General features: G+C 54.4%; 16 protein-coding genes. 3 read left to right on the forward strand and 13 right to left on the reverse strand.

Features of this window, described 5'->3' with window-relative positions; translation table 11 throughout:
- Window positions 1–3 precede the first annotated feature (3 nt).
- The 7 genes from ispC to rpsB form a co-directional block, all read right to left on the reverse strand.
- The gene (gene ispC / locus JOD69_RS16440; protein ID WP_077731260.1) at window positions 4–1,191 is read right to left on the reverse strand and encodes a 1-deoxy-D-xylulose-5-phosphate reductoisomerase; all 1,188 of its coding nucleotides are present in this window, start codon (window positions 1,189–1,191) and stop codon (window positions 4–6) included.
- A gap of 1 nt (window position 1,192) precedes the next feature.
- The gene (locus tag JOD69_RS16445; RefSeq protein ID WP_077731261.1) at window positions 1,193–2,182 is read right to left on the reverse strand and encodes a phosphatidate cytidylyltransferase; all 990 of its coding nucleotides are present in this window, start codon (window positions 2,180–2,182) and stop codon (window positions 1,193–1,195) included.
- 22 nt (window positions 2,183–2,204) lie between these two features.
- Window positions 2,205–2,993 carry a polyprenyl diphosphate synthase gene (uppS, locus tag JOD69_RS16450; RefSeq protein WP_077731262.1) on the reverse strand — a complete coding sequence of 263 codons (789 nt, stop codon included), beginning with the start codon at window positions 2,991–2,993 and terminating at the stop codon, window positions 2,205–2,207.
- A 146-nt stretch (window positions 2,994–3,139) separates the two neighbouring features.
- Window positions 3,140–3,697: a ribosome recycling factor gene (frr, locus tag JOD69_RS16455; RefSeq protein WP_077731263.1), complete on the reverse strand. Its 558-nt coding sequence runs from the start codon at window positions 3,695–3,697 to the stop codon at window positions 3,140–3,142.
- A 2-nt stretch (window positions 3,698–3,699) separates the two neighbouring features.
- Entirely contained in the window at window positions 3,700–4,422 is a 723-nt protein-coding gene (pyrH, locus tag JOD69_RS16460) for a UMP kinase (protein WP_077731264.1), read from the reverse strand.
- Between the two features lie 91 nt (window positions 4,423–4,513).
- On the reverse strand, window positions 4,514–5,398 hold the full coding sequence (tsf, locus tag JOD69_RS16465) for a translation elongation factor Ts (protein WP_077731265.1): 885 nt from the start codon (window positions 5,396–5,398) through the stop codon (window positions 4,514–4,516).
- Between the two features lie 120 nt (window positions 5,399–5,518).
- Window positions 5,519–6,304 (reverse strand): 30S ribosomal protein S2, encoded by a 786-nt coding sequence (gene rpsB / locus JOD69_RS16470; RefSeq protein WP_077731266.1) that lies wholly within the window; start codon window positions 6,302–6,304, stop codon window positions 5,519–5,521.
- Window positions 6,305–6,536: 232 nt separating this feature from the next.
- Here rpsB and map point away from each other — a divergent pair, with 232 nt between their 5' ends.
- From map to JOD69_RS16485, 3 genes are all read left to right on the forward strand, one after another.
- On the forward strand, window positions 6,537–7,340 hold the full coding sequence (gene map, locus JOD69_RS16475) for a type I methionyl aminopeptidase (RefSeq protein ID WP_077731267.1): 804 nt from the start codon (window positions 6,537–6,539) through the stop codon (window positions 7,338–7,340).
- Window positions 7,306–9,969, forward strand: a complete 2,664-nt coding sequence (glnD, locus tag JOD69_RS16480; RefSeq protein WP_240502573.1) for a [protein-PII] uridylyltransferase — start codon at window positions 7,306–7,308, stop codon at window positions 9,967–9,969. Before map ends, glnD begins: the two co-directional genes overlap by 35 nt.
- A 143-nt stretch (window positions 9,970–10,112) precedes the next feature.
- Window positions 10,113–10,427, forward strand: coding sequence for a DUF6763 family protein (locus JOD69_RS16485; RefSeq protein ID WP_077731269.1), 315 nt, complete (start codon window positions 10,113–10,115; stop codon window positions 10,425–10,427).
- 40 nt (window positions 10,428–10,467) lie between these two features.
- Here the strand turns inward: JOD69_RS16485 and ald are convergent, their stop codons facing one another.
- The 6 genes from ald to JOD69_RS16515 all read right to left on the reverse strand — a co-directional run bounded on the left by ald (window position 10,468) and on the right by JOD69_RS16515 (window position 14,465).
- Complete coding sequence (gene ald, locus JOD69_RS16490) at window positions 10,468–11,574, reverse strand: alanine dehydrogenase (RefSeq protein ID WP_077731270.1); 1,107 nt, start codon at window positions 11,572–11,574, stop codon at window positions 10,468–10,470.
- Window positions 11,575–11,912: 338 nt separating this feature from the next.
- Window positions 11,913–12,122: a hypothetical protein gene (locus JOD69_RS16495; protein WP_077731272.1), complete on the reverse strand. Its 210-nt coding sequence runs from the start codon at window positions 12,120–12,122 to the stop codon at window positions 11,913–11,915.
- 89 nt (window positions 12,123–12,211) lie between these two features.
- A complete protein-coding gene (locus JOD69_RS16500; protein ID WP_077731273.1) occupies window positions 12,212–12,412 on the reverse strand; it encodes a Rho termination factor N-terminal domain-containing protein in 201 nt (66 codons plus the stop codon).
- A 100-nt stretch (window positions 12,413–12,512) separates the two neighbouring features.
- Window positions 12,513–13,514 (reverse strand): glucokinase, encoded by a 1,002-nt coding sequence (glk, locus tag JOD69_RS16505; RefSeq protein ID WP_077731274.1) that lies wholly within the window; start codon window positions 13,512–13,514, stop codon window positions 12,513–12,515.
- Window positions 13,515–13,542: 28 nt separating this feature from the next.
- Window positions 13,543–14,025, reverse strand: coding sequence for a DUF411 domain-containing protein (locus JOD69_RS16510; protein WP_086134459.1), 483 nt, complete (start codon window positions 14,023–14,025; stop codon window positions 13,543–13,545).
- A gap of 14 nt (window positions 14,026–14,039) precedes the next feature.
- The gene (locus tag JOD69_RS16515) at window positions 14,040–14,465 is read right to left on the reverse strand and encodes a secondary thiamine-phosphate synthase enzyme YjbQ (protein ID WP_077731275.1); all 426 of its coding nucleotides are present in this window, start codon (window positions 14,463–14,465) and stop codon (window positions 14,040–14,042) included.
- Window positions 14,466–14,591: the final 126 nt, after the last annotated feature.

Here is a 14,591-nt window from a genome sequence, read left to right on the forward strand (position 1 = left end):
GCGTTAATACACCGCTAGCCGATTGATATATGACTCGGCCGTCGAGCGAGCGATTCGGTCCGCATCGAGAACGGCATCGATTGTATTGGCGGGGCCCGGCACAATAGTCGCCATGCAATGCTTGATTGTCTCTGGAATATCCGTGAACCGTATCTTACGATCCAAGAACGACGAAACGGCCACTTCGTTCGCGGCATTTAGAATAGCCGGCATCGTTCCGGCTGCACGAACAGCTTGATAAGCCAAACTCAAACATGGAAAACGAGCTTCATCCGGTGCCTCGAAGTCCAATTGTCTGACACTGAATAGGTCCAGAGGTTCCGCCCCAGACTCGAATCGCTCCGGCCAAGCTAAGGCATGGGCGATGGGAATACGCATATCCGGGCTACCCATTTGCGCCAGCACCGTCCCGTCGACATAATCGACCAACGAATGAATGACGCTTTGCCGATGAATAACGACTTGAATGCGCTCAGGCAGCATGTTGAACAACAGGCATGCTTCGATCACTTCTAGCCCTTTGTTCATCATAGTAGCCGAATCGACCGAAATTTTCCGCCCCATAACCCAGTTGGGATGAGCCACGGCTTGATCCGGCGTTACGTCGTCCAACTCATCTAATGGCTTACGCAAAAAAGGACCGCCGGAAGCGGTAAGCAAAATCCGCCGGACGCCGGAAGCCGTCTGACCGGCGCAGTAATCTGCCGGCATGCACTGAAAAATGGCATTGTGCTCACTGTCGATCGGCAGCAGCTTGGCGCCCGACTTGGCAACCTCGGCCATGAAAAGCTGCCCCGACATCACCAGCGCCTCTTTGTTCGCCAAGAATACGGTCTTGCCGGCTCTTGCCGCCGCCAAAGTCGGCAAAAGCCCCGCCGCCCCGACAATAGCGGCCATGACGCCATCCACTTCAGGCAACATGGCCACCTCTTCCAGAGATTTCGTGCCGCTTAGCACTTCGGTATCCGGCAGCCCAGCAGCACAGAGCCGCCGTCTCAATTCTTCAGCCTGCCCTTCGCTACGGAGAACCACATATGAAGGCCGGAACTGCTGACATTGCTCATAAAGCCGGTCCAGATTGTTATTCGCGGTAAGCGCCACGACCCGGTAACGATCCGGATGCCGTGCAACCACATCGAGCGTGCTGACGCCAATGGATCCTGTCGAGCCAAGAATGCAAATGCCTTTCATCTTAATGGGCTCCCTTGTTCGAGGGAGATTTTTCTTCGTTTACGACGCCTTCTTCCACAAAACCTTCATCGTTTGTCCCCTCCTCGTCATGAGGCGTTATGTCTCCGGAACTTTCAGCAGGCAGCTCCTCGGGAATGACGATATTTGTTTCCAACTCCGCCGTCAAAAATACTCCGAGCAGCAACGAACCGGCATAAAAGATCGAAACTGCCGCCAGCAAGCTATCGATGCGATCGAGAATTCCACCGTGCCCCGGTAATACGGCGCCACTGTCCTTCACCCCGCGAACGCGCTTTGCTAGGCTTTCGAAAAGGTCGCCGCATACTGACGCTGCCACTGTAAACAAAGACAGGAACACGAAATCGGCAAGGGCGATAGCTTCGAGCTTTGCGAATAGCCCTACCGCAATTGCCAGGACCGCCGCAGCGAACAAGGCCCCATAAACCCCTTCAACGGTCTTGCCGGGACTGATCGGTTCCAGCAACTTGGTATGGCCCCAGCGCTTACCCACAAAATAAGCCGCCACATCGGCCGCCCAAACGAGAAATACCAGATAAAAAACCTGTTCCTGACGAAAATTCAAGCGCAGCCAGACCATCAAGATCCAACCGGTGATCAGCACGAATGCACCGGCGGCCAGTTTCGCAGCAAGCGGATACTGGATCTTGACCAAACGCTCAGGTATCCGACGGAACGCGATTCCCCACACGAACCACCAGGCCACTACGGGCCAGTAAAACCACTCAGGCAGTTCACCCGGTGCCCAGTCGATGGCGAAATACCGCGCAGCAAGCAGAAAAGCGAACACCACACCGACGAAACTGAGACGCGACGATAAGCTACCGAGACCGGAAAGATTCGCCCACTCCCAAGCGCCAGCTAAAATAATCGCGCCCCAAAACACCGCAAAACCGTCAGCGGGCAAGAATAAAATCGCGGCGATAATGAGCGGCGCCAGCACCAAAGCGGTAATGACTCGATTTTTCAGCATGACTGTCTCGTAAATAGCAAAATTAACGGGATTCGCTTGTCTTAGTGCAAACGTTTTCTGGAACCAGATCCTCGACTTGCTCGCTCGTATATCCGAAGCGGCGCTGTCGACTTGCGTAGTCGTTCAACGCGAGTTCGAGTGATTGTTCGTCGAAATCTGGCCACAAGGCAGGCGTGAAATAGAGTTCGGTGTAAGCCAGCTGCCACAACAAGAAATTGCTAATCCGCTGTTCGCCACCGGTGCGAATGAAAAGATCGGGCTCGGGCAGATCCGTCAGGGTCAACTGAGATTCAAAGACATCCGCGCTAATGTCTCCGGAACACAGCTCGCCTCGTGCGACCTTTTCGGCCAGCGCACGGGCAGCCTGCAAAATATCCCAGCGGCCGCCGTAATTAGCCGCGATGGTCAGGTTCAAATGGGTATTCGAACTGGTAAGCCTTTCGGCGGCCGAAATCTTTTCCTGCAGCGCGGGCGAAAACGCCGCCCGATCGCCGATCACCCGAAGCCGGACGCCATTTTCATGAAGCTTTTCGGTTTCCCGCTCCAAGGTTGTCAAAAACAGCTCCATGAGCAGAGACACCTCTTGCGGAGGACGCCGCCAGTTTTCGCTGCTGAAGGCGAACAGGGTGAGCGCCTCGATTCGGCGCTTCAGACAGTGTTCGATAACCTTTCGTACTGCCGAGACACCGGCGCGATGCCCAGCCGTACGCGGCAGAAAACGCTTTTTTGCCCAACGGCCATTACCATCCATAACGATGGCGATATGGCGGGGCAGCCGGTCATCATCGATAGGGACAGCGGGCACTTCCATATTTAGGTTCCGAACTGATCATCATTTTGGAAAACGAGATGCCCAACCGTTCCTGAGTGAAATCGGTTTCGCCGGGGGCACCATCGAATACTGGCTGATAATTATTGAAGAAAGAGCCGAATTTCGACACGACCGGAAGGGACCGATTAAATTGCCATTAAGTCCGCTTCCTTTTCGCTCAGCAAACCATCGACGTCTTTAATGTACTGATCGGTCAATTTTTGAACTTGCTCTTGACTGCGTCGCTCCTGGTCTTCCGAGATTTGCTTTTCCTTCAACGCAGCCTTGAGCTCATTATTGGCATCGCGCCGTATATTGCGAATCGCGACCCGAGCATTTTCGGCTTCGTGACGCACGACCTTGATCAGGTCGCGCCGCCGTTCTTCGGTAAGCGGCGGCATGGGGACACGGATTACCGAACCGGCAGTCGAGGGATTCAGCCCCAAATCGGACGTCATGATCGCCTTTTCGATAGCCTGAACCATACTGCGCTCCCATGGGGTCACGGTCAGTGTTCGGGCATCTTCGACAGCGACGTTGGCCGTTTGCGTTAACGGTACCTCGTTGCCGTAGTAAGACACCATGATGTGATCCAAGAGGCTGGGATGAGCTCGGCCGGTCCTTATCTTGGCAAACTCATGCTTGAGCGCCTCGATACTCTTCTTCATTCGTTCCGCAGTCCGTTTTTGAATATCGTCGATCATGGTTATCTACCGGTTTCAATTAAGGATCCAATATCTTCGCCCAGAACCACGCGCATGACGGCCCCGGGATCGAACACGTTCATCACCCTCAGCGGCATATTATGGTCGCGGCACAAAACCAGCGCCGTGGCATCCATTACATTAAGGCGTTGATCCAAGGCCTCGTCATAGGTCAGCCTCGAGTAAAACCGCGCATTGGAATCCTTGAGCGGATCCGCCGAATAAACCCCCTCCACTTTAGTGGCCTTAATCAGCAACTCGGCATTGATCTCGATCGCACGCAGGCTGGCTGCCGAATCCGTCGTGAAAAATGGATTGCCGGTACCCGCAGCAAAGATGACTACCCGCCCTTTCTCAAGGTGTCGGACTGCACGACGCCTGATGTAATCCTCGCAAACCTGATTGATTTTCAAAGCCGACATGACGCGGACCGGCTGCCCGAGTTTTTCAAGGGCGTCCTGCATAGCAAGGGCATTCAGGACTGTGGCCAGCATACCCATGTAATCGCCGGTAACCCGATCCAAGCCTTCTGATGCCTTTTCCGAGCCACGTATGATGTTGCCGCCCCCAATGACCAGCCCCACCTGGACACCGATCTGACACAAATCATTTATTTCGTGCGCTAGACGCTTAATCGTTTGTGGGTCGATACCACTTCCCTGTTCACCCATAAGCGCTTCGCCGCTTAACTTCAGCAGAATTCGGGTGTATTTAGGCGCGCTCATCGGTTCAAATTCTGTGTTGTCGATTGGTTATCCGCAAACCCCTGACGGGTCGCCGTGCAAAGCACTCCGCCAGAGGTTTACTCACGAAAGTTTAACTGTTTCTTACTTGTGCCATCACTTCTTCGGCGAAATTGCTTTCTACCTTTTCTATGCCTTCGCCAACCTCGAATCGTACAAAGCGACCTACGCTAGCTCCTCGGCTACTCAGCAACTTACCGACAGTCTGATCGGGATCTTTGACGAAAGGTTGACCGAGCAAGGTAACTTCCCCCAGGAATTTCTTGATCTTGCCCTCTACCATTTTCTCGACGATATTAGCAGGCTTCCCTTCGGCTTCAGCCTGCGCCTTGGCGATATCCCGCTCCTTGGCGACCGTTTCGGCAGGCACGCCTTTTTCGTCCACGCACAAGGGTTTGCTAGCCGCGACGTGCATGGCAATATCCCGACCCAACTCCTGATCACCGCCGACCAACTCGACAAGAACACCGATCCGGGTTCCGTGCAAATAACTCGCGATATTACCGCTTTCCGATGTAATGCTCTCGAACCGCCGCACATTGATATTCTCGCCGATTTTGGCAACCATAGCCCGGCGCGTTTCCTCCACGCTGGATCCCGAGGACGGCATCACAGTAGCGAGCAATTCGTCGAGCGAACTAGCTGTCGAATCCAATGCGGTTTGCACGACGTTATTGACGAACTCTACGAAATCATCGCCCTTGGCGACGAAATCGGTCTCGCAGTTGATTTCCACGATGACCGCACGCTTACCATCAGCACTCGTTTTCGTAGAAATACGGCCTTCGGCGGCAGTGCGGCCAGACTTCTTGTCTGCTTTCGCGAGACCCGCTTTCCGCATCAACTCAACTGCGGCTTCCATATCACCGTTGGCATCCTGCAACGCCTTCTTGCATTCCATCATCCCCGAACCGGTGCGTTCGCGGAGCTCCTTCACCATTGCGGCACTGATATTCATTGACCGAACCTCATCATTAATTGCTTATCATCGCTATTCAAGCATTTACGCTTATAAAAACGCCCCCTGATGGAGGCGTTTTGAGCGTATCAACGCATTCAGGCACGAAAAACGCATGCCTTACTCGGCATATGCGCTAGCCGCTTCCGCAGCGGAATCCGAACTCGTCTCGGTATTTGACTCCATCTCCACAAATTCGTCTTCCCCTCCGGCAAAATCGAGACTGTGCGCCTTGCCTTGCAGGATGGCTGTCGCGGCGCTCTGCGCATACAGCTGAACAGCACGAATGGAGTCGTCGTTGCCCGGTATGACATAGTCGATGCCGACCGGGCTGTTGTTGGTATCGACAATGCCGACGACCGGAATGCCCAGCTTTTTCGCTTCGCTGATGGCATTCTTTTCATAGCCTACATCCATAATGAACAACACCTCCGGAAGCCGGTCCATATCCCGAATCCCGCCCAAACTATGCTCCAACTTCTCCAACTCGCGCATCATGCCGAGCGCTTCCTTCTTGTTGAACCGCTGCAAGCGACCGTCGTCCCGCATCGCTTCAAGCTCTTTCATGCGAGCGATAGATTGTTTGATGGTCTTGAAATTGGTGAGCATTCCGCCCAACCAGCGATAATTCACATAAGGCATACCACAGCGCTTGGCTTCATCTTCGATGACCTTGCGGGTGGTTCTCTTGGTGCCGACGAAAAGAACTCTGCCTCTGTTGGCCGCCTGCTGTTCGAGGTATTTCATGGCCTCATTGAACAGAGGTATAGTCTTTTCCAGATTGATGATATGGATGTTGCTCCGCGCGCCGAAAATATACGGAGCCATCTTGGGATTCCAATAGCGCGTCTGGTGACCGAAATGTACGCCGGCCTCCAGCATTTGGCGCATGGTTACATTGGACATTCAAATCTCCTAATAGAGCTGAGCCGGATTGAACCGGCGATGGGTTGAGCCTCCACGCACCCCAACCGGCGACCAAATCACGGGGATGTGGCACCCCGCCGGACGTGACGATACGTGTGTGTTATTGCCAAAAATAGCAGCGCTTTATACCATAACCTGCTTTATTCAACAATCCGACCCTTTTCCCGCATCCTCGCTCGACCGAGCGCCACACGAACCAACGAATCTCGCGATGAGCATCATCCTGAAAACGCCTGCCGAAATTGAGAAAATGCGTGTCGCGGGCCGACTCGCTGCACAAGTATTGGAAATGATTGAGCCATTCGTGGTTCCCGGGGTAACGACTGAAGAACTGGATCAAATTTGCCACGACTACATTGTCGATGTGCAAAAAGCCATTCCCGCTCCCCTGAATTACAAGGGATTTCCCAAATCCATCTGCACCTCGGTGAACCATCAGGTATGCCACGGCATACCAGGTCCGAAGAAACTGAAAAGCGGCGATATCGTCAACATCGACATCACCGTAATTAAGGACGGCTATCACGGCGACACCAGTAAAATGTTTCTGGTCGGTGAAGTGCCCATACGAGCCAAACGCCTGGTGAAGATCTGTCAGGAGGCCATGTATCTGGGAATTCAGCAAGTACGTCCTGGCGCGCGGTTGGGCGATATCGGCTTTGCCATTCAGCGTCATGCGGAGTCCCACGGCTATTCCGTCGTGCAAGAGTTCTGCGGGCACGGTATCGGCCGGAACTTTCATGAAGACCCCCAGGTGCTCCACTACGGCAAATCTAATACCGGAATAATGCTGGAACCGGGTATGATTTTCACCGTCGAACCCATGATCAACTTGGGCAAACGCTACGTGAAAATACTTCCCGACGGATGGACCGCTGTAACTAAAGACCACAGCCTGTCCGCACAGTGGGAGCACACGGTTTTAGTTACGGCGGATGGCTACGAAATCCTCACCCTGCGTCAAGAAGAGGCACACGCGATTGAAAACGGCCGACTTAAACTCGCCGCGTTATGACGATATCCTTTCGTCCGCCGAGCGCATCAGGTCGCTTAGAGAACATATCCAACAGAATAATGCGGAGCTAACCGAGCGCTTTCACGCCGGCATACCAGCCGCCGAACTGATTCGGGCGCGCTCCGATTTCATCGATGAACTGCTCGGAGCCTGCTGGAATCATTTCCTCGGATCCGACGCCGAACAGCTCGCACTTATTGCGGTAGGGGGCTATGGCCGACGCGAGCTGCACCCTTACTCCGATATCGATGTTTTGATTCTCCTCGATTTTCACCACAGCGGCGCGAATCGAGCCGAAGAACCGCCCTACCGGCAAGGCTTGGCCGATTTCTTCAATTTGCTGTGGGACATTGGCCTCAAGCCCGCTCACAGCGTCCGTACGATCGAAGAGTGCGTGGAACAGGCCCGGCAAGATGTGACGGTCATCACCAATCTCATGGAATCCCGACTGCTCCATGGTTCCTCGGCGTTGTTCAAGGAGCTGTGGGCGCGTATCGGCCCCGAACATCTCTGGTCCTCGCGAGAGTTCTTCGAAGCCAAGATGGCTGAACAAGCCGCACGCTATGCCAAATACCACGACACGGCCTACAACCTGGAGCCTAATATCAAAGAGGGCCCGGGCGGTCTCCGGGATATCCAAATCATCGGATGGATTATCAAGCGCCATTACAATGCGTCGAATCTGAACGATCTGCTCCTGCACGGCTGGCTAACCGAAGCGGAGCACGGCGAGCTCATGCAAGCGCAGCATTTCCTCTGGCAGCTCCGTTTCGCCTTGCACACGTTGACCGGGCGTTGCGAAGATCGCCTGCTGTTCGAGTATCAAAAGGAGCTGGCCCTACAGTTCGGATATCAGGATCCGGACGTCAACCAAGCGGTCGAGCAATTCATGCAGCGCTATTTCCGCACCGTCATGGGACTGGAGCGGCTGAACGAAATGCTATTGCAACTGTTCAAGGAAGCCGCACTGCATCGCGATGAAGATGCCGTAATCCTCCCGATCAACAGAAACTTTCAGGCGGTCAACAACTACATCGAGGCACTGCACCCGAACGTTTTTCGGGAACAGCCTCTTGCCCTGCTGCAAATATTTCTCCTATTGCAGCAAAACGCCAGCTTGTTAGGCATACGCGCCGCGACCATCCGGCTCATTCGCCAACATCTCTACCTGATCGACGAGAATTTCCGCAACGATCCGGAAGCTTGCCGGCTTTTTATGGAAATCCTGCGCCAACCGGGAGGCATCACGCATCAACTGCGGAGGATGAACCGCTACGGCATTCTGGCCGCGTATCTCCCGGCTTTCGGCCGCGTCGTCGGCCGCATGCAGTATGATCTCTTCCACGTTTACACCGTGGACGAACATACGCTCTTCGTAGTACGCAACCTCAGACGATTCGCTCTAGAAAAGCACAGAGCCGAGCATCCCCTCTGCAATGAAATTTTTCAGATCATCGAAAGACCGGAGCTTCTATACATTGCCGGCTTAATGCACGACATCGCCAAAGGTAGCGGCGGCGATCATTCCGTCATCGGCGCGGACATTGCCGAGGGTTTTTGCCAACGCCACGGCATAAGCCGTCGGGACACCGACCTGGTCAAGTGGCTGGTTCAGAACCATTTGCTCATGTCCATGACAGCTCAGCGCAAGGATATCAGCGATCCAGACGTCATTCATGAGTTCGCCACCGCCATCGGCAACCAAGACACGCTGAATTATCTATATCTCTTGACCGTGGCCGACATTCGCGCCACCAACCCGAACCTGTGGAACTCGTGGAAAGACGCCCTGCTCAAGGAACTGTATCTCACGACGCGGTGGACATTCCGACGAGGACTCACAAAACCGCTGGAACAAGAAGAAAAGATCAATGCGGTCAAAGCGGAAAGCCTTGCTCTGCTGAGGCGCTTAGGCATCAGCGACCGAACCATCGAAAAAGTCTGGCAGATGGTTAACGACGAATATTTTCTGCGCTATTTGGCGGAGGAAATCGCCTGGCATACCGTGGCCATCAGCGCCTGCAAGCCGGGAGACTTACCCCTGGTCCTGTTGCGCCCGGTCAGCCAGCGGGGGAGCGCGGAAATTTTCCTGTATGCGAAAGACCAGGATTTCATATTCGCTTACAGTACGGCGGTTTTGGACCAACTCGGATTGACCGTCTTCGACGCCAAGATCATCACTTCCGCCGATGGCTATGTGTTGAACAGCTATCACGTCCTCGAGCAGACTGGAGAACCGATCAACGATCACCTGCGGCAGGCCCAGATTTGCAGCCGATTGCGGGCATGCCTGCTACAACCGAGCTGCACACCGCTACGCGTCCATCGGCGCGAACCGCGGGAAATAAAACATTTCACGGTACCCACTCAAATTTATTTTCACGACGACCCGCAGAACCGTTATTCGATTCTGGAATTGGTCGCCACCGACCGCCCTGGGCTTTTGTCGAAGGTCGGCCAAGCGTTCAGGGAATGTGACGTGCGCCTCTATAATGCAAAAATTTCCACCATCGGCAGCAGAGCCGAAGACATTTTCTATATCACCGACCATCGCGATCATCCGCTAAACAGCGAACTCCAGAAGCGCCAATTGAGCGAAGCGATCATCGCGCTGGTGGGAACAAATTAAACGTTTTTCCGCATCCGTTTCAGATATAGCGGAGTCCGCAACCCCGTTTTTTCGTCAAAGACTCGTGCTATGCTTGCGGCGACCGATCAATGGGTCGTACCTTTTGGAAGCCATGTTTCCAAGCCTAATCGGAGGATAAAGCCATGCCGACGGTTGCAGATCCGCTGCTCGAAAACTGGTATCAAGATGCCGAGACCGGACGATCGTTTCGTGTTGTCGCATTGGACGAGGAAAACGACGCCATCGAAATCCAGTATCTCAACGGCGATCTCGGCGAATTTGACTTTGCCTCTTGGTACGAATCGCCTTTTGCGCCTATAGAGCCCCCCGAAGACTGGAGCGCTCCTTTCGATGACGTGGAAATCGATGACCTCGGTTACACCGATCCGGATTTGCATGAACCGGATCAGCGGGATCTCACCTTGGACGACTTTCTAAACGAAGAAGACGAGCATTGATTTTCGCTTGGCTTGACTCGCCTCGTCGCCGCCCGAACGATCACGATGCGGGAAATGCGCTGTATCGCTCGATGAATCCGAACGTTTCGGCTACGGGCTTGCAGGTTAGATGTCCCTGGTAAGTGTTTACGGCCTTGGCAAACCCTGGATTTTCGCGAAACGCCGTCAAGCCCTGATTGGCTAACTGGAGGACATAGGGAAAGCTGGCCTCGGTTAAAGCGATCGTCGATGTCCGGGGATAAGCGCCGGGCATGTTGGTCACGCAGTAATGGATGACGCCGTGCTTCTCGTAAACGGGTTCTGAATGAGTAGTGGGCCGCGAAGTTTCCACGCAGCCGCCCTGATCGATGCTGACGTCGACGATCACGGAACCGGGCTGCATCGATCCGACCATTTTCTCGGTCACCACGTAGTCTGCCTTGGCCCCGTGCCGCAATACCGCGCCGACGACTAAATCGGCTTCACATATACGGCGTGCAATGACGTCCGGCTCGGAAGCAAAAAACTCGAGTTCCCCTGAAATTTCGCGCTGCATCCGCTCGCCCTTGGCCTTGTCGATGCCTGCAACAGAAACCTGAGCCCCAAGCCCCCACGCCGTCTGCGCGGCGTGAAAAGCCACGACCCCGTCGCCTACGATCAACACCCTTCCGTGTCTCGCGCCCAGAACCTTGCCGAGCTGCACCCCTCTACCGCCATTGAACTCGGCCAGATAATAAGCACCGACCAGTGCCGCCATATTACCCGCGACCGCGCTCATGGGAGCGAGAATCGGCAATCGACCGGATCTGTCCTCCAAGGTTTCGTATGCCACCGCCATAGTGCGGCGTTCCAGTAAGATCTCAGTGAGCGAGCGAGGAGCCCCCGCAAGATGGAAGAAGGTAAACACGATCTGATTTCGGAGAAAAAGGTACTCCGGTTCTATCGGCTCTTTGACCTTGAGAACCAAGTCCGAATTCCATGCGTCCTCGACGCCGCAAATACGAGCGCCCATCCGAACGTATTCCTCATCCTTAAATCCGGAACCGAGCCCCGCATTCGTTTCGATCAAAACTTCGTGCCCCGCCTCGACAAGTATCGATGCTTGATGCGGCGTCAGCGCGACGCGGTTTTCGTTATTCTTGATTTCTTTAGGTACCCCGATTCTCATAGCAGTATGCAGCTCTACAGACTTGAAACTTATGAACGATTGTATACGTTCGGAGGAACCAGGCCATCCTCAGAACGACTCGAGCTTATTCTCTAGTCTAACCGTAGTCGACGCTTTGGCGTGTAACCCAGAGCCACATACTCTGTCGAGCGATCAGTCAGCAAAAACAATTATCGAGGCCGACATCTCCGCGATTCTAAAGTGAACATCAGAGCCCGACTGAATCGGCCTCAATATCGTAGCGAGGCGGAGGTTTGTGCCTCCGCCCCGATGCAGACAATCTTGTTCGCGCTTTGCCACGCGAATCCAAGACCGGAAGGTCTGGTCCGCGAGATCGCTCACCGGCGCCATTCGGCAACCAGCTTAAGGCATTCCCGGCGCCACTGGCACTCGAATTCTTTGCACTCCATGCGATCCTCGGACAAAAAACATGCGGCTTTACCCCTGGCTCGTTGGATAGCCCACACGAGTTGTTTTTCTGTACGGAAATATTCGAGGTCTCGGATACCCTCATGGCGGGCTAAATTCAATAGCTCTGCAGCGATCATCAATCTCTCCTTGGTTTCAGATGCATAAAAACAGCGCGACTACGCGTCTCAACTTCCTTGGAACGAACTTATCGATTAATTGAAAGCCCCTAATTCTCCTTTTTAGCCTGTGAAAAACATTCTTCTCGCCATAAACAACCATGCTGATCGCAGGCAGCATCGCGAGCCGTACCGAAGCAGTCGAAGTTTCCTTCGACAATCTGGATCTTTCGGATCAGATCCCGCTTGTTCATGCGGCCTGGAACCAAGCCCATACGTTTGGCGATCTCCCGAACTTCATCGACACGCATAACGAACCTCCTCCGGAAATCGATTAATTCTGAGATACGAAGTTGATGATTGCATTACAAGGACCAAACCAGCCTTAAGGAAATCCAGCCATCAAGCGTCTCAGGACTTTTCAAGCAACATGCGTGCCGCAAAATCGGCCGCCCCGATCAACCCAGTGTGAAAATTCAAGGCAACACGGACCGGGACAGCGCAGAGAAACTCTGAAAGCCGGCCTTTAGCACAAAAACCTTGCATGAAATGGCCGTCCTGTAGTGCGGGCAGAATCTTTGGCGCAATGCCGCCGCCGACCAGCACGCCGCCGGTAGCGAAACACCTCAAGGCCAAGTTGCCGGCCTCCGCACCAAAAATGCGCGCGAACAGGGCCAGAGTTCCCCGACACAGCGCATCTCCCCGATGCAAGGCATGCGTGGTGATTTCCCGTGCGGGGTCCTCCGCCTTCTTTATCGCGCCGGCCAATTCGGGCGATTCGGGCGCATAGTTTATGTCGCGTAGATACTCGTAGACATTGACGATTCCCGGTCCGGACAAGATCCGTTCATAACTCACGTGCCCTCCGAACTTGTTTCGAAGATATACAAGCAAGCCGTCTTCCATGGTGTTGTTGGGCGCAAAGTCCCCATGCCCGCCTTCGGTTGCCAATGCACGATAGAGATGACCATCCCAGTACAATACCGCCTGGCCGAGCCCGGTACCGGCTGCGATGACCGCCCGGTTGCCGGTTGCGGGCACTGCACGGGGATTCAGCTCGACCCACTCGTCGGGCCGCAGCCAGAGCAAACCTAAGGCCATGGCCTGAAGGTCGTTCAGCAATTTCACCTTGGAGATGCCCAGCAGGGGCATCAGGCGCCTCTCGTCAATCAACCAGGGTAGATTGGTCGTTTGGCAGCGGCCGTCGACGACGGGGCCCGCGACTCCGAAGCAAGCGGCGTCCAGCGGTTCGCTCTGATCCCTCAAGAAATCTTTAACAATGTCCTCGAACGAGCCATATCCCGCACTCGGATAGGTCTCCTCCCTCAATATTGATGCGGGCAGTCCTTCCAGCCCCCCGTCGTACAAAGCCAGGATCGTTTTCGTTCCACCCACGTCGCCCGCTAGTAGCATGACGGCCCTCCCTGTCTCTTAGGAGAGATCAATAAAATCGGTATTCCTGAAACGTGCTCACCCTCCCCTTCTTGTCGAAGAGCAGCACGGCGAACGGATCCTTTTTCCCGCCCATTTCCATTCCAGGCGTACCCGCAGGCATGCCGGGAACGGCTAATCCCGCCGCCTCGGGCTTGGCTTGCAACAGCTTCTGGACATCCGCAGCGGGAACATGGCCTTCGACTACGTAACCGTTGACCAGCGCGGTATGGCAGGATTGCAAATTCTCCGGCACTCCCAGTTCTTTCTTGATCCTGTCCATATCGTTGGATTTGATATCGCGCACGGTAAAGCCATGTTTTTTCATGTGCTCCAGCCATTTTCCACAGCAGCCGCAAGTAGGGCTGCGATAAACGGTCATTTCCACCGGGTTCTCGAGGACCGGTACGCCTTTGTCCCATACGCTCTCTTCGGCACGGATCGAAAACGGCGACAGAACTACCGTTAGTAGCATCAAACGCAAAAATTTCATTGATCACTCCAGGTTTAAAACGTTTCCCCGTTCAAAGTGGCGACCACCGAGCGCGACCCTGCAAGATCACGGTGCTCGCCCAAATAGATGCCCTGCCAGGTGCCTAACAGCAATCGCCCGTCGCCGACCGGAACGGTTACGCTGGAGCCCATCAGACAGGATTTGATGTGGGCCGGCATATCGTCCTCCCCCTCCAAGGTATGGGTGTAATGAGCCGAGCCGTCGGGCGCCAGACTTCTCAGGTGAGTTTCCAGGTCGCGCCGCACGCTCGGGTCGGCGTTTTCATTGAGAACCAACGATGCGGAGGTATGCTGAATGAAAAAATGAGCGATACCGATGCGGAATTTCCTCAATTCAGGCAAAAGCCCCAGCAATTCTTCGGTGATTAGGTGAAAACCGCGCGCTCGCGGTTTTAACGCGATTCGTTTTTGTAGCCACATTTTGGCGTATCGGATTATCTGCTTTATGAATTTTATTAATCAGGCCCGTAAATACCCTCCTGGTATTTCGGGCCGCCGCCCAGGCCGGTACACGCCCGGCCTGGGCTCACGCGGCTTGTCGCCGCG

This window comes from Methylocaldum sp. RMAD-M, assembly GCF_017832375.1.
Taxonomy (GTDB): Bacteria; Pseudomonadota; Gammaproteobacteria; order Methylococcales; family Methylococcaceae; genus Methylocaldum.

Excerpts from the sequence above, each read along its gene's own strand:
- JOD69_RS16510 (WP_086134459.1), bottom strand. The coding sequence starts at position 14,025 with ATGAAATTTTTGCGTTTGATGCTACTAACGGTAGTTCTGTCGCCGTTT.
- JOD69_RS16445 (WP_077731261.1), bottom strand. The coding sequence starts at position 2,182 with ATGCTGAAAAATCGAGTCATTACCGCTTTGGTGCTGGCGCCGCTCATT.
- glk (WP_077731274.1), bottom strand. The coding sequence starts at position 13,514 with ATGCTACTAGCGGGCGACGTGGGTGGAACGAAAACGATCCTGGCTTTG.
- map (WP_077731267.1), top strand. The coding sequence starts at position 6,537 with ATGAGCATCATCCTGAAAACGCCTGCCGAAATTGAGAAAATGCGTGTC.
- ald (WP_077731270.1), bottom strand. The coding sequence starts at position 11,574 with ATGAGAATCGGGGTACCTAAAGAAATCAAGAATAACGAAAACCGCGTC.
- rpsB (WP_077731266.1), bottom strand. The coding sequence starts at position 6,304 with ATGTCCAATGTAACCATGCGCCAAATGCTGGAGGCCGGCGTACATTTC.
- JOD69_RS16485 (WP_077731269.1), top strand. The coding sequence starts at position 10,113 with ATGCCGACGGTTGCAGATCCGCTGCTCGAAAACTGGTATCAAGATGCC.
- JOD69_RS16495 (WP_077731272.1), bottom strand. The coding sequence starts at position 12,122 with ATGATCGCTGCAGAGCTATTGAATTTAGCCCGCCATGAGGGTATCCGA.
- JOD69_RS16500 (WP_077731273.1), bottom strand. The coding sequence starts at position 12,412 with ATGCGTGTCGATGAAGTTCGGGAGATCGCCAAACGTATGGGCTTGGTT.
- JOD69_RS16515 (WP_077731275.1), bottom strand. The coding sequence starts at position 14,465 with ATGTGGCTACAAAAACGAATCGCGTTAAAACCGCGAGCGCGCGGTTTT.
- frr (WP_077731263.1), bottom strand. The coding sequence starts at position 3,697 with ATGATCGACGATATTCAAAAACGGACTGCGGAACGAATGAAGAAGAGT.
- tsf (WP_077731265.1), bottom strand. The coding sequence starts at position 5,398 with ATGAATATCAGTGCCGCAATGGTGAAGGAGCTCCGCGAACGCACCGGT.
- uppS (WP_077731262.1), bottom strand. The coding sequence starts at position 2,993 with ATGGAAGTGCCCGCTGTCCCTATCGATGATGACCGGCTGCCCCGCCAT.
- pyrH (WP_077731264.1), bottom strand. The coding sequence starts at position 4,422 with ATGAGCGCGCCTAAATACACCCGAATTCTGCTGAAGTTAAGCGGCGAA.
- ispC (WP_077731260.1), bottom strand. The coding sequence starts at position 1,191 with ATGAAAGGCATTTGCATTCTTGGCTCGACAGGATCCATTGGCGTCAGC.